This is a genomic window from Rheinheimera sp. A13L (genome assembly GCF_000217935.1).
GTDB lineage: Bacteria > Pseudomonadota > Gammaproteobacteria > Enterobacterales > Alteromonadaceae > Pararheinheimera.
In genome coordinates this window covers 1-23,565 of sequence record NZ_AFHI01000019.1, presented here as the reverse complement: position 1 = coordinate 23,565, position 23,565 = coordinate 1, and the positions used below count along the sequence as shown (strand labels likewise).

Below are 23,565 nucleotides of genomic sequence, written 5' to 3'. Positions count from 1 at the left end.
AAGCCGGTTAGGCGCTGTTGCGACAAGAGAGCTTGCTGATATGCTAGCTGACATGACAAGCGAGAGTTTTTAAGGCGAGGATATTTTTGATGACAACGTTTGTTAAATCAGTAACGAAAGCACTCCGAATGGCTGGGTGTGCTTTGGCCTTTGGTATGACTTTCTACAGTGTAGCGGATGCGGCTAATAGTGACTTGGCAAAACAACTTGTTGAAAGAGCAGAAAGAGATCAACAGGCCCGGTCTACAGGGGATTTTGTTCATGTAGAGAAGATTGACCGGGATAATAGTACCTTCTTAAGAAAACTATTGGACACCGATGGCTGGCCCAGAGTGAGTGAAGTAGGGGAATCTGGTGCTCGGGCAGCGTGGCTATTGGCCCAACACGCTGATCATGACCCAGAGTTGCAAAAGAAGATCCTTGGTGTTATGTATGAGTTGGCGGCAATTGGCGAAGCATTGCCAGCAAACGCCGCCTTTCTCCATGACAGAATACATGTCGCAGAAGGTACGCTCCAGAGGTTTGGTACACAAGGGGATTGCGAAGCATCAGGTAAGTGGGCACCTAAAGCAATGGAAAGCAGGGATTTAGTGGACGAGTACCGCTCCCGGGTTGGCCTTCCACCTCTTAGTGCCTATATCGACAGAGCTTCGGCTTCGCTATGTGCAGCGCGCTGATCTTATGTGCTCTGGGAAGTTGAGCAGCAGAAGTGTAATGGCCAACTATAACCAGATACTTTTCTTAAGCCTTATTTATTAGTCTTACGTAATTTACTTCGACAGGAAACAGCTTATGGCGCAGTGGCTTAACGGCACAGTAACAGCAAATACGCACTGGACTGATACTTTGTTCAGTATCAAAGTACAGACAGAGCCCTTTGACTTTATTGCCGGTCAGTTTGTCAGGCTGGCTTTGGATACAGCGGATGGCAAGGCGCAACGCGCTTATTCGCTGCTCAATAGCCCAGGTAGCAAAGAGCAAGAGTTTTTAGTCAGCACTGTCGCTGATGGTTTACTTTCACCTTTGCTGCAGCAGCTAAAACCAGGCGATACAGTGCAAGTCAGCCAACCTGCCAGCGGATTTTTTATTCTGGATGAAGTCCCTGACGGCGAGAACCTCTGGCTGATCTCTACCGGCACTGGTATTGGTCCTTATCTGTCGATGCTGGGCACTGAAAGTCTATGGCAACGTTTTTCTTCCATTATTCTGCTGCACAGTGTGCGCTTTGAAGCTGAATTGGTGTATCAGCCGCTGATCCGGCAGTTTCAGCAGCGTTATAGTACGCAACTGCATTATCAGCCTGTAGTCACCAGAGAAAAGTCAGTGGGCGCTTTGCAGCAACGTATTCCGGAGTTAATCCAAAGCGGCACGCTTCAGGCAACTTGTGGCCAGAGCTTGGGTACTCAATCCCAAGTATTGTTGTGTGGCAACCCACAAATGATTACTGAAACCAAAGCAGTGCTGGAAAGCCTTGGTCTGAAAAAGAACTTGCGCCGCGATCCGGGGCAAATCACTGTGGAGCAGTACTGGAAATAACAACCCCTTCAGACTGTTAACACTGAGTCACAGGCAAGGTCAGCGAACCTTTTACAGCCTGATGCTGATGAATTTCTACCAGACAGAGCTGGCTGGCTACAGCCTCTGAGCTGATTTTCAGCTTGGGCACTGTTTTACCTTTAATTTTCAGCTCAACCTGTTTGTCCTGTGCCAATTGATTCAGGCTATGTACCACACAAATATTGTTTGCGAGGCGATGATTCAGCGCCAGATCCAAATCTGCCACACCAGCCACCCTGCTGAGGTCCCTGTCCAGATGAATACGCAAATCAGGCTTATGATCGGCAGTAAAACCGGCAAAGTGCAGATTAAATACCAGCACATCATCAAAAGCTAAATGGTCTTGTTCAGACTGAGGAAATTCCATCGTCAGTTGTTGTATCTCGCCCGGGAAGGCCACTTTGGTGAAAGCTTCAGTACCGGGCCACACTGCCTGATTTAACCTTTCTAACCAGGTAGCGCCATAAATCCAGCGATACAAGGCGGTATGAGGTTCTTCACTGGCTTGCTGATACCAGGTATTTTGCAACGCCGTAATTTTTTCGGCTTTCAGATAATAACGCAGCGCCGTATCTTCCGGGCAGTTTGCCACCGACAGCACAGGCTTTTTACCCAAAGCTATCACCTGGGTATTATTTGGATCCTGTTTGGTTTGCCACCATTCAGTTGCCATCACCGAATTGGCCGTTAAAGCCAACGCTATTACCGCCGAAAATTTCATCACCACCCTCCAGTTGCCGCGCCATTGTAGGAGAACAAGGCCGATTTGCAACCATTCATATTGTCTGATTTGCCTGACTGGCGGCTGAACCTCAGAATAAATTAACCATCAGGGCAAATGCAGTGAAGTCAGATGAAAGAATCAGCAAATAGTTTCAGCACTGAATGAAGAATAGGTGCACAAAGCCATTGCTGTTTAGTTAATGAAGAGCATGAGTGGCCGGGTTCTTTTGACGATCGTGGTAGCGCGCAATAGCCTGATTTAGTTTTGGCATAATATCCGGATTGCGGGCTATATAAGCTTTGCTGATATAAATGCCAAAAGGGAGTTGCACTTCCAAATGCATCGAATACAAATCAGGGTCTAGTTTTTCCTGTTGCATCACAGCTTTTGCCGTCAGTTCAGGCAACAGAATAGCATCTACCCTGCGGGAATTTAACATGGTAAATAACATACGGATATTGCTGGGGGCTCCTGCCATTTTGTAGTTCTGCTTCACTATCCAGATATAAGTGTTACTGTTTAATTGAGCTGAAACTATGGCGTTTTTTTTAAAATCAGCCGAAGCAGGATCTAATTCAGTGCGTTCTTTTAACCATACCCAGGTCCAGCCACTGTAAGACACTGCCTCAGAAAACTCAGCCACAGCATTACGTTCTTCGTTCTCAGAAGCCAGAAACAAACCATCCACCAGCTGATTTTGCAAATCCTTCACCGCCCTGCCGTAATTAGGCGCAGGCACAATGGTAAAACTCTGCTGCAGATCGGCCATGATACTGACAAAAGCCTCATAACCAAAACCTTGATAGGTACCATTTTGAATAGTGGTGTAAGGCGGGTAATCCGGCATCGCCATCCGCAAGGTTTCATTTGCGTTTAATGCCGCAGGCCAAAAAAGGCAGCACAAGATGAAAAGGCGCAACTTTCTGCCACCATAACTGTTGATCCGTTGATCAATCAGGCTGTAGAGCATGAACTCTGGCCTGATAACGACCAATAGCGGCGTTTAGTTTTTGCATAAAGTCCGGGTGTTTTTTCAGGTAATTTTTATTGATATAAATTGAGAAGGGTAAATTAATTTCCTGTTGAAAGCTGTACAAGTCAGCATCAACAGCCTGTTCTGACAGTAAAGTTTTCACTGTCAGTTCTGGCAACAGAATAGCGTCCACTCTTTTGTATTTCAGTAAATTCAACAAGCCCCTGATATCGGTAGTTCCTGCTGTGACCTGATAGTTATGCTCTTTTAACCATCTGTGTATATTACTATTGGATTGGGCTGATACCTGAGCATTGTGCTTAAAGTGGCTTGATTCCGGGTTTAAGTCTGAGCGTTGTTTTAACCAAACCCAGGTCCATTCAATCGTTAAAACCGGCTCTGAAAACTCAGCCACTTTATTACGTTCTGCACTTTCAGTGGCCAGAAAAAAACCATCCGCCAAACCCCGCTGCATATCGCTAATAGCATGACCAAAATGCGGCACTAACTGCACAGAAAATGGCTGCTGAATATCCGCCATAATAGCTGCCACTGCTTCATAGCCTATTCCCTGATTCTGTCCGCTTACCTGATAGGTATAAGGCGGATAGTCAGGCATCAAAAACTTTAATGGATGCTGTGCTGCAACATCCAAAGAACAGGCCAGCCATAGCAGGCAACTGAAAAAAAACTTAGCCATAAATCGCTACCACAAAAACAAAAACGACAGCTGATACTGCATTAACTCTAGCAGTATTCTGTGAAGCTTGATGGTAAAAACTACCAGTCCTTTCACAGCACAGGACTATTTCACATTGTTTTGACATTTGCTTCTTTATTCTTTGTGACAGAGGTCCACATATTTGTTTCTCATACAGAAAAAACAAAGCAGGAAAAGGCTATGTCACTCACAAAAGGAAAAAAAATCATGCTGAGTATCGGCGTTGTGGTCGCTGGTATAGCGGCACTTTGGTATGGCCTGTTTGGCTTAAAACCTTACAATCTGAGCGCGGAGCAACTGGCGGCTCGTTATGCTTACCCTGTAAAACAGCAGGTGCAACTGGAGATCAAAAAACTGACCCCACAAAGTTTTGATTTTACCTATCAGAGCTTTGATGGAGCCATAGTCAATGGTCGTATCCACTACCCACAAGATCTTAAAGCCATCACAAGCCCGGTTCCTGTACTCATTGGTGCTCATGCCATGGGGCGTAGCCAAATTCGCTGGTGGCAGGACAGTTTTAAAGACAGAGCTACCTTTGAGCAAACCGACAAAATCACAGCTATGGCATTAGCTAAAGGTTATGCAGTTGTGGCCATAGATGCCCGTCATCATGGTTTACGTAAAGACCCGGATCTGACCGTAGTGGATATTATTGATAATTTGCACTGGTGGGGAGAGCGTGACCCTTATGAACAAATGCTGGTGGATACAGTTCGGGATCACCGTGTATTGCTGGACTGGCTGGTGCAACAACCTCAATTTGATAGCAGTAAGATTAAACTGGCAGGCTACAGCATGGGAGCACAAATCAGTTTACTGTTAGCCGGAGTAGACTCACGTATTCAGAGCATTGCCGCCATAGTGCCACCCCATATGAACAACACGACCGCACTCGTTGCACCACTGAATCTGATGCCAGGTCTTGCCGACAATCAGGTATGGCTTTTCACCGCAGATGACGACGAATACGCCAGCATCAAACAGAACCAACAACTGTTTTATGCTTTACCCAACGCTGATAAAAGGCTATTCCGCTTCGACAGTGGTCATCTGTTGCCAGCAGATTATGTAACCAAACTCGAGCCCTGGCTTTAAACCAAAGCTCTTCCTGCCTGCATACAGATCTCCACTAATGGCTAAACTGCAGCGCCGCCAAACGGGCATACAACTCACTGCTTTGCAGCAATTCAGTATGAGTACCCTGAGCTACAATGCGCCCAGCCTCCAGCACAATAATACGGTCGGCGGCCAGAACTGTAGCCAACCGATGGGCTATCACCAGGGTAGTACGGTTTTGTGCAGCATTATCCAAAGCTTGCTGCACTTGCCTCTCACTTTCAGCATCTAAAGCGCTGGTGGCTTCATCCAGCAATAACACTGAAGGGTTACTTAAGATGGCTCGTGCTATGGAAATACGCTGGCGTTGACCACCGGATAAACGCACTCCTCGTTCGCCTAAATAAGTGTTGTAGCCTTCGGGCAACGCCAGAATAAAGTCGTGCGCTGCAGCCATTTTCGCTGCATCTTGCACTTCTTGCTCTGATGCTTCAGGGCGGGCATAACGGATATTATCCAGCACAGAAGCTGCAAAAATCACTGTATCTTGCAACACTATGCCAAAAGGCTGACGGGCATCTGTTAAACGCAGATCTTTTAAATCCATGCCATTAAATTTCACCTGGCCTTGTTGTGGATCGTAAAAGCGCAACAACAGCTGGAACAAGGTGGTTTTGCCTGCGCCTGAAGGCCCAACCAAAGCTATATGTTCACCGGGTTTAATCTGCAGCGAAAAATCCTGCAAGGCCAAAGTGTCTGGCCGCGACGGGTAACTAAAATGAACGCCGTTAAACTCAATACCAGTGCCAGCCAGATTATGTTCAGGCAACACCAGAGGCAAAGGAGCAGGTCGTTCTACCACAGGAGACTGCACATTCAGCAGCTGCATTAGGCGCTCTGCAGCGCCGGCCGCACGCTGTAAATCGCCCCATACTTCAGCAATAGCGCCAATAGCTCCGGCTGTGAGTACCGCATATAAAATAAACTGCGATAACTCGCCGCCTGTCATTTCGTTCGCCAGTACCGCCTGAGCACCTAACCAAAGCACAAAAGAAATAGCACCAAACACCAAGACTATGGCGACCAAAGTCAGCATAGAGCGGGCTCGAATACGGGATAAAGCCGTGGTAAAAGCCGTTTCCACTGATTGTGTAAAACGCGAAGTTTCACGCTCTTCCTGCCGGTACGACTGCACTGTTGGAATGGCGTTTAACACTTCACCTGCCACAGCACTGGCATCGGCAATACGATCCTGACTGTCACGCGACAACTTCCGGACTTTGCGGCCAAATAAGAAAATCGGCAAAATCACCAGCACTAAGGTCAGCAGAATATAAGCGGCTAATTTTGCGCTGGTGACAAACAACATCACCAATCCGCCAACCAGCAAAAATGTGTTACGTAAGCCCATCGACAAACTGGTGCCTACCACAGCCTGGATTAAGGTGGTGTCTGTAGTTAAACGCGACAAAACTTCGCCGGTTTTGGTCAACTCAAAAAACTGCGGGCTCATTTTTACCACATGAGCATACACAGCACTTCGTAAGTCTGCCGTCACCCGCTCGCCAAGCCATGACACATAATAAAACCGCAACGCAGTAGCTACAGCCAGCACCACAGAAAGACCAAATAAGGCCAGGAAGTATTGATCGATGTGCCCAGCCTGATCGGTAGAAAAACCAGCATCAATCAGATAACGAAAAGCCACGGGTAAAGTAAGAGTGGCCACAGCTGCCACTGTTAAGGCGATAAAAGTTAAAATCCAGCGGCTGGCGTAAGGAGTTAAAAACGGAATTAAACTAAAAAGCGGCCCAATTTTTTTGGCCGGAGCCTGAACTTCAGTATCAGGCTCTGCTTCGGTCACGAGGGATGTGCTGCTCATGACTTATAAGCCAGCCATCATACGCAGTACTATGCCAACAGCTGCGCCAATCATCAGCACCAGCAAAGCAACAAAACCAATCATAAAACCTGGTCCACGGCTTTTCGCGTCCTTGATATAGCTAACCGCATAATACAAACGGCCCACTAACCAGACCAAACCCACTAAGCCAGCCCAGACCGGACTGACATATTCACTGAATAACCAAAGCGCAGGTAAAAACAACACCAGATGTTCCAGCGTGTTCATTTGCACACGGAATATGCGCTCAAAGTCCAGATTGCCTGTAGTCGCAGGAGCAGCAACACCATATTTTGTCCGTGCCATACCCACAGCAGTGCAAGTGTATAAAAACAAGAAAAGTGCCAGTAAAGTAACGATAGCAGGAAGATGTAAAGCCATGGTAAACCTTCAATAAGGTAGAGGCGGATTGCCTTAAAATGTTATGGGGGTGCAGTGAAACGAAATCAACAGCCCCCCAACCGCTGAGTAGCACTTAATTCAGCTTGTTGAACCTGAACAAATCCCGTATTGCTTCATACGCAGGAATACAAGCGGCGAACAGCAACCCATAAGTGAAACCCTTCTCCAGCTGTAACAGAGTAAACAGGCTTTTTAGCTCAACGGGACCTACCTGCAGCAAGGGGCCACTAAAAGCCAGCGCGACAAAAAATGCAGAAAAAGTCGCATTCACCAAAATGTTGCCCAGCAACAAACTGCGGTTCCAGATCCGTTGGCGTAATTGCCATAAGCTGAATAACACAGACAAGGCCACTACAGGGCTAAACCATTGCAACATCAACAGAGCACTGTCTGTAAACATAATACTGCGATCCGCTATTTGTTCCGGGCTCATCCACAGCGGATACCAAATCACAATCAGCAGGAATAAACAGGTGGCTAAATCAGTAAATACATCGGTCATGCTGATACGCTGCCAGCCTAAATCCGCTTTAGGTAAATCTTTTGGCGACCAGTCTTTGCCTGCACAGCGGCTTACCCTGTCTCCTGCGCTATTCACCACAGCAAAACTCAGCACTATCACAGTAAAAGCAAAACAGGCGTCTGCCATAAAACCAGCAGCCAACTGCAATAAAAAGCGAATTAAATGACCTTCACTGCTGCCCATCCAATGGGTCGTAGAGCCCACAATTTGTACGACAAACAACACACCCAATACCATATACAACACATGCTTCAGCAAAGGCATATCTTCAGCAGCCACTAAAGCTTTAGGTGGCACAAACTGATTAGCCACGGCTTCCGGACGGCCCATTTGTTTCAGCACAGCAGCTATATCATCTTCTGACAACTGGCCATTTTGCTCTTTGAGCGCATCCAGCTGATCCATAATATTGGCACTCAGCTCACGACCTATTTCCTGCCTTTTCGTTTCAGGCAATTCACGCTGCACAGCAGCGACATAACGTTCAACCAGTTCCATTATTCTGTCTCCCCACTTTGATCTTGTGTTAACAAAGGGCCCAAAGCCGAATTGAGTTGTAGCCATTCATCGGTTAACTGCGCCAATAGCTCTTTGCCTTGCTCCGACAACAGGTAATAACGCCGCTCGCGCCCTTCCGCCTGCTGCCATTCACTGTCCAGCAAACCTTGCTCCGCTAAACGCCGGACCAGCGGGTACAAAGTACCTTCGTCTATGTCGATGCCTCTGTCCTGCAATTGCTTTCTAAGCGAGTAGCCATAATGTCGCTGCTTCAACGAGGCCAGCACGGCCAGCACCAGCACACCACGGCGCAGTTCCAGTCGCATTTTGTCCAGCTGTGAAGTGGTCATAAAAAATCCTGTTTTGTCTATATCACTCATACTGTGCCACACACACTGTGCGCCACACAGTGATGCTAGGTGAGACACAGTATAGGTGCAAGCTTATTTTCTAAACAAAATTTAAGTGATTGGAAAACAAAGTTTTTTAGTTCTTTCACTGCAAGGCTAATGTGAAAAAACCGCACTGCAGCAGCCAGAATCGAGCAACTCTTGCTCAGTCAGGAATTCCAAGGTAGGTTAACTACACTATCTCTTTGAAGAGGGGTAACCTGAGCCTGAGATAAGCAGAGCCACTGAATGAGCATCTTTTCGCGCCTCTCTGCGTTGCTCTGTCTAACCATAGCCAGCTATGGCGTACGACAAAGCGCCTTGAGATCCACAAAAATCTGTGCATTCAGCCAGAAAGGGGTTAAGCTGCATAAACATATATTTTATCTAATTTATTCATATAGTTAAGCAAATGACGTTTGACTCTCATTATCCCAAGCTCAGGTTAATAAAATGTTTGAAGCTTTGACCCAAATTGGTTTACCTATAGCGCTAATACTGATTATGACGGGCGTTGGCATGAGCCTGCGGCTTGCTAATTTTTCGGAAGTGGTGCGTCAGCCCAAAGCGTTTTTTGTTGGTGCCCTGGCGCAGTTATTACTGCTGCCGCTATGTGCTTTAGGGGTGATTTATCTGTTTGATTTGCAGGGCGAACTGGCGGTAGGTTTATTTATTCTGGCCTTATGTCCGGGTGGCACTACCTCAAATTTGTACAGTTACTTGTGTAAAGCCGATCTGGGTTTGTCTGTGGCTTTAACGGCGCTGGTTGGTTTTATCACGCCCTTTACCTTGCCACTCTTGACCGTCTGGGCCATAGAACACTTTTTAGGCGAAAATACCTCGCTGCAACTTCCGCTATTAAAAACCTGGCTGACGTTAATGATCGTCAGTGTTTTTCCTGTATTGCTTGGCATGTGGTTTAACTTTAAATGGCCTGAACGCTCACATCGTTTTCAGCCTGTGATCAGCCGCTTTTCGGTAATAGTGCTGGTGTTATTGATCATCAGCATAGCCACAGATTTAGGTGCAGATCTCTGGCTGTTTTTAGAAAAAACCGGGCCTGCCACTTTAGCTTTGAATGTATTCACCATGCTGGCAGGTTATTGGTTAGGCCGGTTTTTGCTGCATCAGGAAAAACAAGCCAGAACCATCTGCCTTGAAGTGGGCCTGCAAAATGGCACGCTCGCTTTGATGATCACCACAGGTATTTTGCAAAACACCGCCATGTCGATAGCTCCCAGCGTTTATAGTTTGCTGATGTTTATGACCGCCAGTTTGTTTACGGTGTGGGTGTTACGACAAGACGAAACCCGTCTTACTTGAAGCTGCAGCTTTGTTGCCTTCGCTCCTCACCGCAGTCACATAGGTGAACTATGCTCCTGGGGTCTCGCTCACTTGTCGCCTCGCTGCAACATCAATTAATTAGGGTTCGTTATCTTTTTGTTTTAACCGAGCACCAAAGCCAAAGCTTTCTGCCAGCCGCTTAGCAACTGCTGGCGTTTAGCAACTGACATCTGCGGTAAAAATTGTTGAGCATCAGCGCTGAATGGCGCAGCATTCAGACTTTCAATCCAGCCTAACTGCACAGCTGCCAGTATCGAAGCACCATAAGCCGAAGCTTCGTTTTGACTGGGTTTAAGCACTGGAATATTCAATACATCAGCCAGATGCTGACATAACCAGTTATTTGCCACCATGCCGCCATCAACCTGCAACTGCTGCACCTTGGCACCATCAGCCTGCATGGCAGAGAATAAATCAGCAGTCTGATAGACCACTGCTTCCAAGGCAGCGCGGGCTATATGCGCTTTGCCTGTGCCCAGTGTCATGCCTACCAAAGCAGCCCTTGCTTCAGGTTGCCAGTGTGGTGCAGCTAAACCAGTAAAAGCCGGCACTAAATACACTCCACCGTTATCCGGTAAACTTTGTGCCAACGCTTCTGTTTCACTGGCTTCACTAATGACACCCAGCTGATCACGCAACCATTTGACTGCTGCACCAGCGACAAAAATGGCCCCTTCAAGTGCATAAAAAGTGTGGCCCTGCACAGTAAAAGCCACTGTGGTCAGTAACCTGTGTTTAGAAAACAACGGGTTGCAGCCGGTATTTAATAAGGCAAAACAGCCTGTGCCATAAGTGCTTTTTAACGAACCTGCACTGATACAGCCCTGACCTAAAGCCGCAGCTTGTTGATCGCCCACCAGCGCCAGCACAGGTAAGGCCAAACCAAATAAGCGGGTGTCACAGACCCCATACGAATCAGCGCTTTGTTTTACCTGCGGCAGAATATGCTCAGGCACGCCAAACAACTGCAGCAGTTCTTGATCCCAGCTTAAGCTTTGAATATTCAGCAATAAAGTGCGGCTGGCATTGGTCGTATCTGTGGCATGCACCAGGCCTGAAGTTAAACGCCAAAGCAAAAAACTATCTATGGTGCCAAAAGCCAATTCGCCTTGAGCCAAAGCTTGCTGCACATCGGCATTGTGAGTGAGTAACCACTGAATTTTGCTGGCAGAAAAGTAAGGGTCAAGCAATAAACCAGTTTTTTGCTGCACCAGAGCTTCATGGCCCTGATCTTTAAGCTGCTGGCAATAGTCTGCTGTGCGTCTGTCTTGCCAGACAATAGCGGGAGCTAACACTTTATCTTTGGCTTTATGCCAAAGCACTGTAGTTTCGCGCTGATTGCTGATACTGACAGCCAGTACTTCAATGCCCAGCTGCACGGCTTGTGCTAAAACCTGCCGACACACCTTAAGCACAGAGAGCCAAATCAGCTCTGCATCTTGCTCTACCCAGCCTTGTTGTGGATAGACACAATCCAGCTCTTGCTGCGCCACAGCCAATACCTTGCCGTCCCGGTTAAATAACAAAGCCCGGCTGGAAGAAGTGCCCTGGTCTATAGATAAAATGGCTTGCTGGCGCATAAATGGCTCTTAGAATACTGTTGATGGCGTTAGCCTAACTGCAAACCAGTGTTTTAGTCCAACAAACGAAATACATTGCTGACCAAATCATCCATCGTCAGCAAACCCACCAGTTGATTGTTATCCAGCACCAGTAAACGTTTGATTTTATGCTGAGTTAACAGCTCTGCGGCATGTTTCACTGCAAGTTCGGAGTGAACATGAATGGCAGGCTTAGTGCAAACGTCATACACGTTAATTAAATCTATATCACCTTGCTCAGCAATAATGGTTTTTAATATATGGCTGTACGTAATAATGCCATAGGCGTCGTGTACCGACTGCCTGTCCACTACCAGGCATTTTACTTTATGTGTTTTCATCAGTAACAAGGCTTCCCGGATCGGGGCAAAAGCACTGATGCTAATCACCTGACGTACCATTAGATCGTTAACGAGCTGCTGTTTCATACATCACTCCTCTTGTTGCTGCTCACGCAACTGTTGTTCGAATTTTGCAATCTGGTCTACATCAACTCCAATCAGGTGTTCAACAGGCAAAGTAAAAGCTATGCCTCTGGAATCGCCGTCCTTTACCAGCACTTGCTTCATTTCTTTTAAAATTGGCAAGGCAATATGACGCGCTACCAACATCAAAAACACCGTTTGATTGCCTTCAAAGGTCATACCAAAAAAGGTTTTTTTAGAGCTGTTGCTAATGCCCCTGCCCTGCAAAATAGTAATGCCTGTGGCACCGGCTGCTCTGGCTCTTTCTATGGCTAACTGCTCCAGATCATCAGGGGCAATCACAACAATAGCGGAGAATTTCATCTGGGTTGTTTCCTCATTAAACTGAGTTTTTCTGCAACAATTGCATACAGCATCACGCTGATAATTGGAAAAATAGAAGCAAAAGCGATAAGTCCAAAACCATCAATCAGTACATTACGCCCTTCAATGGAACTGGCTAAACCAATACCAAGCGCTGTAACCAGCGGCACAGTCACCTCAGAGGTGGTGACTCCACCCAAATCAAAAGCCAGCGCTGTAATGTAATCCGGAGCCAGTACAGTAAGTAACACCACCACAGCGTAACCCGCCATAATGTAATAGTGGATTGGTGTGCCCGCCATGATGCGGTATACACCTACAGCTATACCAACAGCTACCCCCAGTGCCACCATAAGGCGGATCACTTTTGCTTTAATTTTACCAGGTGCGGCTTGTTCGGCTTGCTCGCCAATAGCCAGCAAGGCAGGTTCCGCCATAGTAGTGGCGAAACCAATCATAAAACCAAATAACAAGATCCAGCTTGCCTGGTTTTGGCCTATCAACTGTTCAGCCATTAAAGTACCAATGGGGAACAAGCCCAGTTTCAGGCCAATGACAAAAGCGTATAAACCCAGCAGTACCAGCACAAAACCAAAGGCCACCCGCACCGGATTAGCCAGCGAGCGTTTCAGCACCAGATACTGGAAAAACAGCACGACCACTAAAATGGGCAATACATCTTTGATCAGCGAGGCTAAATCAAGCAGCACTGTCACCAGCCAGTGCCGGGATTCCGCGACAAGGGCAGCCACGGGCACAGCCTGAACATCACTAAACTGATACACCCAAATGCCATACAACTGCACAGTAATCATTGGCACCATCACCGCCAGCGCAACCAGTCCAAAACCGTCCCGCAATGGATTCCGGCCTGCTATGGAATTCGCCAGCCCAATGCCCAAAGCTGCAACCAGCGGCACAGTGACTATATTAGTGGTGACTCCACCTGAATCATAAGCCAGGCCTACTATTTCTGCAGGAGCAAAAAATGTCACGGTCAGCACTAACAAATAACCCACTATCATTAGCTTTTGAATACCCCAGCCCATCACAGTGCGCACTATGCCAAGCGCCACCACAGCGCCCACCGACAAAGCAACTATCAGCCTTAAAGTAAAGCCATTCACACGCCCTTCGCTAATCACCTGAGCCTGCTCGGCCACAGCAATAAGTGCAGGCTCTGCCACCACAGCAGCAAAACCTATGGCAAAACCAAAAGCGACCAAAAGTGGCAATGAGCCTTTTAGTGCAAACTGATTAGCCAGATTTTTGCCGACGGGAAAGATACTGAGCTCAAGCCCTTGCAAAAATAAGGCAATACCCAGCGCAACAATAGCCAGCCCAAGCATCAGCTCAAAAGGATTTTCAGGCACGGTTTGTAATACGGCCAGCTGGAAAAACAGCACAACAACTACTATCGGAAGCAGGTTTTTAGACGCATGCAGCAGCTGGTGAAAAAATGCGTTAGAAATTGTTGGTTTCCTTCTGAAAATCAATCGCTTAATTAATGCTCATCTACTACTTATTCTTCAAGCGTAACAGGAGTCACAAAACCCAGAGGTTTGACTGCCAACACTGAACAATTCAGCTGCTCCAGTAAAGCTTCAGCTGTGTTTCCGATCAGAAATCCGGCAATACCAGTTCGGGCGACAGTGCCCATAACAACTAAGCCAGGGTCCAGTTCTTCTACTCTTTTGGCAAGAATATGTGAAGCGTCCCCCCGCAGTAACTCGAAATGAGGAGTGCAGTAGTCGTAGGCTTGTTGCCCAATCCATTTGGCCATCAGCAGTTTTAATCTGTTGATGCCGGCCTGGTGAGATGAAAAAAGGCTTTGATTGTACTCAGCTTCAGCGCTTTCCGGGTTGTCGCTCCACATCAGTACCACTCCGGCAGACTCTACCTGCCAGGCATGCAAAATATGCAGACTGGCCGAATTGTGGATAGCAATGGAGCTGGCCAGTTCGAGGATTTGTTTGTTCAGTGGTTGCTCGACACTTTGTGGCTCGTCCGGATTAAAATCTACTGTAGCCGCTATTTTGCTGTAGTTGGGCGCCACATCAGGTTTGAGTAACCACAAAGGACAAGGGCATTTACGCAGCAAGTGCATATCAGTGCCGCCAAACAGCCGTTTCACCCAACTGGCAGGCTCAGCCGTTTTGATCACTAGGTCGTGATGGTTACGCAAAACAGAGCGGATCACTTCAAGAAATTCAGTACCTATTACTACTTTGCAGCGAATTTCAGCGCGTTGCTGATACCGCCCTGCCCTTGCCAGTAACTCGTTTAAATGATGCTGAACATAGTCTTTTTCTATGTCCTGTTGCGGCCGCTCTGGTTTAATCAGATGAAAGCTACTCAGAGCAGGTAATACCATCAGCAAGGTAATTTCCGCAGAGTTTTGTTCAGCCAGTGTCAGCGCAGCTTCAAGTTCAAAGGGGTGCTCGCACTGAGGTTTAGCTACAAGCAAAATGTTCTTGAATCTTTTCATCGCCCTGTCCTCCTGAACAAAACAGTTAAAAATGTGTTTTGGAACCACCTGATACTACACAGCTTTTCTATCAAAGGTTTTGATACATATCAACATAAGGTAGCAGCTGAGAGGGGCATAGCAACTAATACATTATTCGTGGCGACAAGCCGGGATTGTCGATTAGATTGCTGGTTACTGGCATTGGTGCTGACTCGATCCGCATTTCATGATTCATCTATCAGAAAGTTTGCATGTTTCTTCCAGACTCAAAGTGTGACCCAAAGCAATATTGGCCATACCTGTTGCTACAGCTTTTATAAATCTTAATTCTTCTGCTGTTTTTGTGTAGTCATCCAGCCCTTGCAGGACAGCGACATCCTGTCCTTTGCTCGTCAAGAGCACTGGCTTACGCAGGACTTTGCTGAGCCGAACTACCTGAGCCAGGTTTTGTTTCAACTCAGACAAAGCAACAACCTCATCAAAATGGGATATTGGCATAAAAGCTCTGGTTTTCTGACAAGCTCTGCCCAACTTTTTAAGCTCTTTTTCATAGTTTTTCAACCAGGTTTTTCAGCGCCACCGACATGGAGTTGTAGGTTGTACCCAGAGCGGAGCGCCAGTGCAACCTGGCAACCTGATTTGGCTCACACATGCATTCAGTGCTAACATTTGTACACACACTAAACCTCGAGTCTTTTGCTATGGAAACCAGAATTCAGTTTCGTGTTGATGAAGAAACCAAACGCCTTGCTCAGCTGATGGCTGAAAGTCAGGGACGGACTTTAAGTGATGCCTGTCGCCAGCTCACTGAGCAACTCGCTGCTGAACAACGAAAAGTCAGCGCCCATGATCAATGGCTCACAGAGCAAGTAAATGCTGCCTTTGAAAAATTGGATACAGGTAATGCGAAGTTTGTCAGCCACGAACAAGCGAAAATCAGCATGGCAGCACGCAAAGCTAAAATTCGCAGTAGAGCTAAGGAATGATTTACTGGGAAGACGAAGCGCTGAACGACAGGGAAAAAATCTTTGAATACCTTTATGCGGTAAACCCTGTAGCCGCTGAAAAAACCGATGAACTGCTCGAAGCCAAAGTCGAAAATCTATTGGCTCACCCACTTATGGGTGTTCAGCGCGCTTCGGTCCGTGGTCGTTTGCTGATCATTCCTGAAGTATCCATGATAGTTTCTTATTGGGTTGATGGTTCAACTATTCGCGTAATGCGGGTTTTGCATCAAAAGCAGCAGTTTCCGGGGTAGATAGGTGATTTTGTTATAAGTTAGCTTTTCTGGTTTAGTCTTAAAACAGTGAGTTTGGGATTAGTAGTAAGATTTGCTGCATTGGTGATACAAGGTTGCAGATCTTTAGATCTCATACCAAACACCAGTATAACTGCGTAGTGAACGATCAAAAGTGAGCGCGGGAGCCGCGAGCGCGCGAACTACCGAGGATTTCTAAGTAGTTCAAAAAACAAGTAAGCAGCGTTCAAGCCATAAGGTTAGGGATAATAGGCCTTGATACCACTAAGAGAAAGTTAAACTCAGATGGCAAACTGGGATCAGAGCAAATTTGCTTCGCAAATCTTGATCTGCCCCCTTCAGAATTCGCTATCCCCAAAAACAGAAAACCCGGCATAAGCCAGGTTTTCATTTAAGAAACAATGATGTAAAAAAATTACATCATTCCTCCCATACCACCCATGCCGCCCATATCTGGCATTGATGGAGCATCTTTCTTCGGCAGTTCTGTCACCATAGCTTCGGTTGTGATCATCAGAGAACCAACAGAAGCGGCGAACTGCAGAGCAGAACGAGTTACTTTGGTTGGATCCAGGATACCCATTTCCAGCATATCGCCGTACACGCCAGTTGCAGCGTTGTAACCGTAGTTGCCTGAACCGTTTTTCACGTTGTTTACTACAACTGATGGCTCTTCACCTGCGTTATCAACGATTTGACGCAGTGGTGCTTCCATCGCACGCAGTGCGATTTTGATACCGTGGTTCTGGTCTTCGTTGATGCCACGCAGTTCAACCAGTTTGGCAGCTACACGTACTAAAGCCACACCACCGCCAGGTACTACGCCTTCTTCAACGGCAGCACGAGTTGCGTGCAGCGCGTCTTCTACGCGGTGTTTTTTCTCTTTCATTTCGATTTCAGTGGCAGCGCCCACTTTAATCACAGCAACACCACCAGCTAACTTAGCCAGGCGCTCTTGCAGTTTTTCTTTATCGTAATCTGAAGTGGCGTCTTCCACTTGTTGACGGATTTGCTTCACGCGACCGTCAATGGCTTCCTGCTCACCAGCACCATCAATAATAGTGGTGTTATCTTTGGTGATCACAACACGTTTAGCAGTACCTAAATCTTCCAGAGTTGCTTTTTCCAGCTCTAAGCCGATTTCTTCAGAAATCACTACACCGCCAGTTAATACAGCGATGTCTTGCAGCATAGCTTTACGACGGTCACCGAAACCTGGGGCTTTCACCGCAGAAACTTTAACGATGCCGCGCATGTTGTTCACAACCAGAGTTGCTAAAGCTTCGCCTTCTAAATCTTCAGCGATAATCAGCAGTGGTTTGCCTGACTTGGCCACGCCTTCTAATACCGGCAGTAATTCACGGATGTTGCTGATTTTTTTATCAACAGTCAGGATGAACGGGTTGTCCAGTTCTACCTGGCCAGCTTCCGGGTTGTTGATGAAGTACGGAGACAGGTAACCACGGTCAAACTGCATACCTTCAACCACAGCCAGCTCATTCGCTAAGCCCTGGCCTTCTTCAACAGTGATCACGCCTTCTTTGCCTACTTTGTCCATGGCATTGGCAATGATTTGGCCAATTTCATCGTCAGAGTTTGCAGAGATAGTACCTACCTGGGCAATAGCTTTGGTGTCGGCACATGGCTGAGATAATAATTTCAGTTCAGCAACAGCAGCGATAACAGCTTTGTCGATACCACGTTTTAAATCCATTGGATTCATACCGGCAGCAACAGCTTTTACGCCTTCGTTGATAATGTTTTGTGCTAACACAGTAGCAGTAGTAGTACCGTCACCGGCTTCGTCATTGGCTTTAGAAGCAACTTCTTTCACCATTTGTGCGCCCATGTTTTCGAACTTGTCTTCCAGCTCGATTTCTTTGGCAACAGACACACCATCTTTGGTGATCATTGGCGAACCAAATGACTTGTCCAGAATCACGTTACGGCCTTTAGGGCCTAAAGTAACGCGCACTGCGTTTGCTAAAATATTGACGCCTTTGAGCATCTTGTTACGGGCGTCATCGCCAAAACGTACTTCTTTTGCAGCCATTTTAAAAATTCCTCTGAATACTTTGAAATTAAATTAGAAAGTTCGGTTTAATTATTCGGTGATCACGCCAAGGATATTGTCTTCTTTGGTGATGACATATTCCTGGCCTTCGATTTTTTCAGTGCGCTCTACATAAGCACCGAAGATCACTTTGTCGCCGACTTTCACATCTAATGGACGGACTGAACCGTTTTCTAAAATGCGGCCGTTGCCTACAGCAACAACTTCACCACGAGTAGATTTTTCAGCAGAAGCGCCAGTCAGCACAATACCACCAGCGGATTTGCTTTCAGCTTCTAAACGCTTGATGATGACGCGATCGTGTAATGGACGAATATTCATGCTTTTTTATCTCCTAAAAGCGATTTGAGTTTAACATTGAGTGTTAAAGCGGTTGACAGCTATATGGGGCAATCTCCTTATGAACCCAAGGGCTATTTTTTAAAAATTTTAGGCTTTTACGTCTTTTTGCTCAGTTTTTATGCAAACAGTGTTTTTGGTGCAACAAAATACCAGTGGAGCAGGTCTTGACTGCTGTGATTAAGAGGATTCGACCATGATGATGGAACTGATTTTATGTAATTGTCCTGATTTACAAGTCGCAGAACGCATAACAGAGCACCTGTTGGAGCGAAAACTGGCGGCTTGTGTTAACGTTTTGCCTGCGGTGCAATCGCATTATGTCTGGCAAGGCAAGTTAGAGCAAAGCACTGAAATTCCATTATTAATTAAAGCCAGAAAAGAAGATTTTATTGAAATAGAACAGGCCATTTGTGCTTCACATCCGTATGAAGTGCCTGAAATTATTGCCATTGCCGCGCAACAAGTATTCGCCCCCTATTTACAGTGGGTTCAAGAGGTAACGAGTCGTGATTAAGAGTTTTTTATTTAGCCTGCTTTTAAGCTTTTCTTTGTTAAGTCAGGCGCAAAGCACCAGTGTACTGGCCGCTTTGCAACAAGACTCGCAGTTCCTGCCGGTAGAGCAGGCTTTTGTGATGGATTTCCGTCAGCAGGACAATACTGCAGGACAATCAAAAGTACAGGTCAGCTTTACCATAGCCGACGGTTACTACTTATATAAAGACAAGTTTAAGTTTGTGGGCATAGATGCCGCCTTTTCTCATCCTCAGTATCCCAAAGGTGTGATGATCCACGACGAATACTTTGGTGAATCCGAAGTGTATTTCCATCAGGTAGTTCTGGATATTCCACTCAGCCAGTTGGGTTCTGAAGCCATGCTCAAGGTGCGCTTCCAGGGTTGTGCAGAAGCAGGTTTATGTTATCCGGTGCAAACACTGGATATTCCTTTGATAGCACCAGCGTCAACAGCAAGCGCCAGTACAGCTGATGCTGCAGCAGCTTTGGGTATCAACCCGGCTTCAACTGATTCAGACACCACAAGCTCAGCTCCTGTATCAGAACAACTGCAACTCTTAGATAAACTACAAACCGACAGCACGCTCAAAGCGCTGTTTTTGTTTTTTCTGCTGGGTTTAGGTTTGGCCTTTACGCCTTGTGTTTTCCCTATGTATCCAATTTTAACCAGCATTATTGTAGGGCAAGGCCAGCAGTTATCCGGCAAACGTGCTTTTAGTTTGTCGATGGCGTATGTGCAGGGTATGGCGGTCAGCTACTCGTTATTGGGTTTATTGGTGGCAAGTTTAGGTTTGCAGTTCCAGACCTACTTTCAGCACCCTATAGTCTTAGTTGCCATCAGCATTTTATTTGTCGCTTTGGCTTTGGCTATGTTTGGCGTCTTTAACTTAAGCCTGCCAGAAAAATGGCAAAACAAAGTCAATAGTTTGAGCAACAAACAACAAGGTGGCAGCATTAAAGGTGCGGCTTTGATGGGTTTGTTATCAGGTTTAGTTGCCTCCCCTTGCACTACAGCCCCTTTAACTGCAGCACTTTTGTATGTAGCTCAGTCCGGCGATTTAGCTTTGGGCGCTTTAACGCTGTATATCTTAAGTATGGGGATGGGCTTGCCATTGCTGATTTTAGGCAGCACTGGCGGTAAGTTTTTACCAAAAGCCGGCGCCTGGATGGATGTAGTCAAAGCCAGTTTTGGTTTCCTGTTATTAGCAGTACCAGTCTGGTTACTTAGCCGTTTCCTGCCAACTTACATAGTAGTCATAGCCGGAACCTTAGTTTTATTGATGCTGGCCGTCTATTTACACCGCTTATCGCAACAACTTGCTAAGGGAACTACAGGCCAAAGCATCAGTTGGATGCTGGCACTAGTGATTGTGTTGGGCACCACAGGCGCGAACTTATGGTATTGGCTGCCATCGCCAGTGGTTGTGACAGGGCAAAGTGGTCAAACACAAAACACTGAATTTACACTGGTAAAAACCTTAGATGAGCTGCAACAGCAAGTAAAAAAATCGGCTGACGCCGGTAAACCTGTGCTGGTGGATTTATACGCCGACTGGTGTGTGGCCTGTAAAGAGTTTGAGCACATCACTTTTTCCGATGGCGAAGTAAAAAGCTTAATGGCGCAATTTACGTTAATTAAGGTAGATGTGACCCATGCCACCGATCAGGATCAGCAATTATTGGATCATTTTCAGGTTTTAGGTTTGCCAACTTTGCTGTTATTTGACAAAAACGGCAGCGAATTAACGCAATCTCGCATCACTGGCTTCATGGGACCAAAAGATTTTAGTGCCCATTTAGGCCCAATACTGCAGTAAAAAATTCCGCGACACTCTCGGCAAAGTCAGACTGGCTCTGACTTTGCCTGAATTTCTCAACTTCAGTTTCAACTTCGTAAAAAAGTTCCGTTCTGCTGATAAGACCAGTATTTTGCTGCCATTTGCAACGATTTCACTATAATAAGCGGCAAATCTGCAGCGACTGCTGGTCGCTGAACAAAAAAGATGCAATTGCTTTATGCCTTTGGCAAGATAGTTGGCAATTAAACAAGATGACGGGAAATTCGCGCTATATGTCGACAAACTTACGTATTTTGCTGCTCAACGGCCCTAACTTAAATATGTTAGGCAAACGTGAGCCTCAAATTTATGGCGCCGCCACTTTACCGCAAATTGTTGATGGCTTAACTGCTCATGCCAAGGAGCTGAATGCCACTTTGACTCATCTGCAATCCAACGCCGAACATGAGCTCATCAACGCTATTCAGCAAAGTTTAGGACAACAGGACTTTATTATTATCAACCCGGGCGCATATACCCATACCAGCGTGGCCATTCGTGATGCATTGCTGGCTGTGGCTATCCCTTTTATTGAAGTGCATTTGTCCAATGTACATGCGCGGGAAGAATTCCGTCGTCACTCGTATTTATCCGATATCGCCAAAGGTGTGATTTGTGGTTTAGGGGCCAAAGGCTACCACTATGCACTGGAATCGGCGGTGTCGTCCTTATCAACCATTCCATCAAATTAATTAGGCAACTACGTCATGGATATCAGAAAAATTAAAAAATTGATCGAACTGCTGGAAGAGTCAGGCATTAACGAGCTTGAAATAACTGAAGGCGAAGAATCCGTTCGTATCAGCCGCAATGGCCCAATGCAGCAATATGCACCAATGCACTATGCTGCTGCGCCAATGCAACAGGCTCCAGCTGCAGCACCAGTGGCTGCCGCTGCTCCTGCTGAAGCTGCCAAGCCGGTAGTCACAGGTCATCAGATGCGTTCACCTATGGTAGGTTCCTTCTACCGCGCTGCTTCTCCTACTTCTAAATCTTTTGTTGAAGTGGGTCAGAGCGTTAAAGTGGGCGACACCTTGTGTATTATCGAAGCGATGAAAATGATGAACCAGATCCAGTCTGACAAGGCCGGTGTGGTGACACAAATTCTGGTAGAAAACGGCGAGCCGGTTGAGTTTGACCAGCCATTATTTGTGATCGAATAAGTTAAAAGGCAGACTCATGCTAGAAAAAGTACTGATCGCCAACCGGGGTGAAATTGCACTGCGTATTTTACGTGCGTGTAAGGAACTCGGTATCAAAACGGTAGCTGTGCATTCCACAGTAGACCGTAATCTGAAACACGTGCTGCTGGCCGACGAGACCATTTGTATTGGTCCTGCCCCATCACCACAAAGTTACTTAAATATTCCTGCGCTGATTGCCGCAGCTGAAGTGACCAATGCTCAGGCTATTCACCCTGGTTATGGTTTCCTGGCTGAACGTGCTGACTTTGCCCAGCAAGTGGAAGAAAGTGGTCTGGTCTTTATCGGCCCACGTCCTGAGTCTATCCGTTTAATGGGTGACAAAGTTTCTGCCATTGAAGCCATGAAAAAAGCCGGTGTACCTTGTGTACCAGGTTCTGACGGCGCTGTAGGCGACGACGATGAAGTCAACAAAGCCATAGCTAAACGTATCGGTTATCCGATTATCGTGAAAGCTGCTGGTGGCGGCGGTGGTCGTGGTATGCGTGTGGTGCGTAGCGAAGAAGAGCTGGTTGAATCTATTGCGATGACCAAAAACGAAGCAGGCACTGCTTTTGGTAATGACATGGTATACATGGAGAAATTCCTGGAAAACCCACGTCATATCGAAATTCAGGTGTTAGCTGATGGTCAGGGCAGTGCCATTCACTTAGGTGAACGTGATTGTTCTATGCAACGTCGTCACCAGAAAGTAGTGGAAGAAGCGCCAGCTCCTGGTATTACTCAGGAACTGCGTAACTTTATCGGCGCTCGTTGTGTGCAGGCTTGTATCGATCTGAACTACCGCGGTGCTGGTACCTTCGAATTCCTGTTTGAAGACGGCGAGTTTTATTTCATCGAAATGAACACCCGTATTCAGGTAGAGCACCCTGTGACAGAAATGATCACTGGTGTTGACCTGATTAAAGAGCAGCTGCGTATCGCCTCTGGCATGCCGCTGAGCATTAAGCAATCCGATGTTGTGATCCGTGGTCATGCTGTGGAATGCCGTATCAACGCTGAAGATGCCAAGACTTTTATTCCGTCGCCAGGCACCATCACCCGCTTCCACCCACCAGGTGGCAACGGTGTGCGTTGGGATTCGCATATTTACGCAGATTACACAGTGCCGCCAAACTACGATTCAATGGTTGGCAAGCTGATCACCTACGGTGAAAACCGTGACATCGCAATAGCACGTATGCGTAATGCATTAAGCGAGCTGCTGGTCGGTGGCATCAAAACCAATATCGAATTGCACAAGCTGATTATGACAGACGAGAACTTCAATAAAGGAGGAACTAACATCCACTATCTTGAACATAAACTCGGTCTGAAGTAATACCCTTTGCACTTGAAGCCGCAGCGTTGTTGACTTCAAGCTCTCGCCCCAGTCGTATAGGCAAC

Annotated in this window: 26 protein-coding genes; 11 read left to right on the top strand and 15 right to left on the bottom strand. The window is 46.7% G+C overall.

What is annotated here, in order from left to right; all coding sequences use genetic code 11:
- Positions 1-89 precede the first annotated feature (89 nt).
- Both RHEIN_RS11525 and RHEIN_RS11520 read left to right on the top strand, forming a co-directional pair.
- On the top strand, positions 90-677 hold the full coding sequence (locus tag RHEIN_RS11525) for a DUF6624 domain-containing protein (RefSeq protein ID WP_008899148.1): 588 nt from the start codon (positions 90-92) through the stop codon (positions 675-677).
- 115 nt (positions 678-792) lie between these two features.
- Positions 793-1,536 (top strand): ferredoxin--NADP reductase, encoded by a 744-nt coding sequence (locus RHEIN_RS11520; RefSeq protein ID WP_008899147.1) that lies wholly within the window; start codon positions 793-795, stop codon positions 1,534-1,536.
- Between the two features lie 16 nt (positions 1,537-1,552).
- Here the strand turns inward: RHEIN_RS11520 and RHEIN_RS11515 are convergent, their stop codons facing one another.
- From RHEIN_RS11515 to RHEIN_RS11505, 3 genes are all read right to left on the bottom strand, one after another.
- Positions 1,553-2,278 (bottom strand): hypothetical protein, encoded by a 726-nt coding sequence (locus RHEIN_RS11515; protein WP_008899146.1) that lies wholly within the window; start codon positions 2,276-2,278, stop codon positions 1,553-1,555.
- A gap of 199 nt (positions 2,279-2,477) precedes the next feature.
- Positions 2,478-3,134: a substrate-binding periplasmic protein gene (locus tag RHEIN_RS11510; RefSeq protein WP_158005480.1), complete on the bottom strand. Its 657-nt coding sequence runs from the start codon at positions 3,132-3,134 to the stop codon at positions 2,478-2,480.
- A gap of 97 nt (positions 3,135-3,231) precedes the next feature.
- Positions 3,232-3,954 (bottom strand): substrate-binding periplasmic protein, encoded by a 723-nt coding sequence (locus RHEIN_RS11505; RefSeq protein ID WP_008899144.1) that lies wholly within the window; start codon positions 3,952-3,954, stop codon positions 3,232-3,234.
- 201 nt (positions 3,955-4,155) lie between these two features.
- Between RHEIN_RS11505 and RHEIN_RS11500 the strand changes: the two genes are divergently transcribed.
- On the top strand, positions 4,156-5,073 hold the full coding sequence (locus RHEIN_RS11500; protein ID WP_008899143.1) for an alpha/beta hydrolase family protein: 918 nt from the start codon (positions 4,156-4,158) through the stop codon (positions 5,071-5,073).
- A 34-nt stretch (positions 5,074-5,107) separates the two neighbouring features.
- Here the strand turns inward: RHEIN_RS11500 and RHEIN_RS11495 are convergent, their stop codons facing one another.
- The 4 genes from RHEIN_RS11495 to RHEIN_RS11480 all read right to left on the bottom strand — a co-directional run bounded on the left by RHEIN_RS11495 (position 5,108) and on the right by RHEIN_RS11480 (position 8,710).
- Positions 5,108-6,916, bottom strand: a complete 1,809-nt coding sequence (locus RHEIN_RS11495) for an ABC transporter transmembrane domain-containing protein (protein ID WP_050801184.1) — start codon at positions 6,914-6,916, stop codon at positions 5,108-5,110.
- Positions 6,917-6,919: 3 nt separating this feature from the next.
- A complete protein-coding gene (locus RHEIN_RS11490) occupies positions 6,920-7,318 on the bottom strand; it encodes an MAPEG family protein (RefSeq protein ID WP_008899141.1) in 399 nt (132 codons plus the stop codon).
- Positions 7,319-7,412: 94 nt separating this feature from the next.
- Positions 7,413-8,360, bottom strand: coding sequence for a hypothetical protein (locus tag RHEIN_RS11485; RefSeq protein ID WP_008899140.1), 948 nt, complete (start codon positions 8,358-8,360; stop codon positions 7,413-7,415).
- A complete protein-coding gene (locus tag RHEIN_RS11480) occupies positions 8,360-8,710 on the bottom strand; it encodes a PadR family transcriptional regulator (RefSeq protein WP_008899139.1) in 351 nt (116 codons plus the stop codon). Before RHEIN_RS11480 ends, RHEIN_RS11485 begins: the two co-directional genes overlap by 1 nt.
- 492 nt (positions 8,711-9,202) lie before the next feature.
- On the opposite strand from RHEIN_RS11480, the gene RHEIN_RS11475 reads away from it, so the two are divergent.
- Positions 9,203-10,072: a bile acid:sodium symporter family protein gene (locus RHEIN_RS11475; protein ID WP_008899138.1), complete on the top strand. Its 870-nt coding sequence runs from the start codon at positions 9,203-9,205 to the stop codon at positions 10,070-10,072.
- Positions 10,073-10,194: 122 nt separating this feature from the next.
- Here RHEIN_RS11475 and glpK read toward each other — a convergent pair whose 3' ends face one another.
- The 6 genes from glpK to RHEIN_RS11445 form a co-directional block, all read right to left on the bottom strand.
- Positions 10,195-11,673, bottom strand: coding sequence for a glycerol kinase GlpK (gene glpK, locus RHEIN_RS11470; RefSeq protein ID WP_008899137.1), 1,479 nt, complete (start codon positions 11,671-11,673; stop codon positions 10,195-10,197).
- A 53-nt stretch (positions 11,674-11,726) separates the two neighbouring features.
- A complete protein-coding gene (locus RHEIN_RS11465) occupies positions 11,727-12,122 on the bottom strand; it encodes a CBS domain-containing protein (RefSeq protein ID WP_008899136.1) in 396 nt (131 codons plus the stop codon).
- A gap of 3 nt (positions 12,123-12,125) precedes the next feature.
- On the bottom strand, positions 12,126-12,482 hold the full coding sequence (locus RHEIN_RS11460) for a hypothetical protein (RefSeq protein ID WP_008899135.1): 357 nt from the start codon (positions 12,480-12,482) through the stop codon (positions 12,126-12,128).
- Positions 12,479-13,954 carry a DUF1538 domain-containing protein gene (locus RHEIN_RS11455; protein ID WP_040555098.1) on the bottom strand — a complete coding sequence of 492 codons (1,476 nt, stop codon included), beginning with the start codon at positions 13,952-13,954 and terminating at the stop codon, positions 12,479-12,481. The genes RHEIN_RS11460 and RHEIN_RS11455 overlap by 4 nt, the downstream gene beginning before the upstream one ends.
- 50 nt (positions 13,955-14,004) lie before the next feature.
- Positions 14,005-14,970 (bottom strand): universal stress protein, encoded by a 966-nt coding sequence (locus RHEIN_RS11450; RefSeq protein WP_008899133.1) that lies wholly within the window; start codon positions 14,968-14,970, stop codon positions 14,005-14,007.
- A gap of 213 nt (positions 14,971-15,183) precedes the next feature.
- Positions 15,184-15,513, bottom strand: coding sequence for a type II toxin-antitoxin system Phd/YefM family antitoxin (locus RHEIN_RS11445; RefSeq protein WP_237704358.1), 330 nt, complete (start codon positions 15,511-15,513; stop codon positions 15,184-15,186).
- Positions 15,514-15,653: 140 nt separating this feature from the next.
- On the opposite strand from RHEIN_RS11445, the gene RHEIN_RS11440 reads away from it, so the two are divergent.
- A complete protein-coding gene (locus RHEIN_RS11440; protein WP_008899131.1) occupies positions 15,654-15,938 on the top strand; it encodes a type II toxin-antitoxin system RelB/DinJ family antitoxin in 285 nt (94 codons plus the stop codon).
- Positions 15,935-16,210 (top strand): type II toxin-antitoxin system RelE/ParE family toxin, encoded by a 276-nt coding sequence (locus RHEIN_RS11435; protein ID WP_008899130.1) that lies wholly within the window; start codon positions 15,935-15,937, stop codon positions 16,208-16,210. Before RHEIN_RS11440 ends, RHEIN_RS11435 begins: the two co-directional genes overlap by 4 nt.
- 415 nt (positions 16,211-16,625) lie before the next feature.
- Here RHEIN_RS11435 and groL read toward each other — a convergent pair whose 3' ends face one another.
- Together groL and RHEIN_RS11425 are read right to left on the bottom strand one after the other, a co-directional pair.
- The gene (gene groL / locus RHEIN_RS11430; RefSeq protein WP_008899129.1) at positions 16,626-18,263 is read right to left on the bottom strand and encodes a chaperonin GroEL; all 1,638 of its coding nucleotides are present in this window, start codon (positions 18,261-18,263) and stop codon (positions 16,626-16,628) included.
- 51 nt (positions 18,264-18,314) lie between these two features.
- Positions 18,315-18,605: a co-chaperone GroES gene (locus tag RHEIN_RS11425; RefSeq protein ID WP_008899128.1), complete on the bottom strand. Its 291-nt coding sequence runs from the start codon at positions 18,603-18,605 to the stop codon at positions 18,315-18,317.
- A gap of 214 nt (positions 18,606-18,819) precedes the next feature.
- On the opposite strand from RHEIN_RS11425, the gene cutA reads away from it, so the two are divergent.
- From cutA to accC, 5 genes are all read left to right on the top strand, one after another.
- Positions 18,820-19,140 carry a divalent-cation tolerance protein CutA gene (cutA, locus tag RHEIN_RS11420; RefSeq protein WP_008899127.1) on the top strand — a complete coding sequence of 107 codons (321 nt, stop codon included), beginning with the start codon at positions 18,820-18,822 and terminating at the stop codon, positions 19,138-19,140.
- Positions 19,133-20,956, top strand: coding sequence for a protein-disulfide reductase DsbD (locus tag RHEIN_RS11415; protein ID WP_008899126.1), 1,824 nt, complete (start codon positions 19,133-19,135; stop codon positions 20,954-20,956). Before cutA ends, RHEIN_RS11415 begins: the two co-directional genes overlap by 8 nt.
- A 254-nt stretch (positions 20,957-21,210) precedes the next feature.
- Positions 21,211-21,669 carry a type II 3-dehydroquinate dehydratase gene (gene aroQ / locus RHEIN_RS11405; protein ID WP_008899125.1) on the top strand — a complete coding sequence of 153 codons (459 nt, stop codon included), beginning with the start codon at positions 21,211-21,213 and terminating at the stop codon, positions 21,667-21,669.
- Positions 21,670-21,684: 15 nt separating this feature from the next.
- On the top strand, positions 21,685-22,140 hold the full coding sequence (gene accB, locus RHEIN_RS11400) for an acetyl-CoA carboxylase biotin carboxyl carrier protein (RefSeq protein ID WP_008899124.1): 456 nt from the start codon (positions 21,685-21,687) through the stop codon (positions 22,138-22,140).
- A 16-nt stretch (positions 22,141-22,156) separates the two neighbouring features.
- On the top strand, positions 22,157-23,500 hold the full coding sequence (gene accC / locus RHEIN_RS11395) for an acetyl-CoA carboxylase biotin carboxylase subunit (protein ID WP_008899123.1): 1,344 nt from the start codon (positions 22,157-22,159) through the stop codon (positions 23,498-23,500).
- Positions 23,501-23,565: the final 65 nt, after the last annotated feature.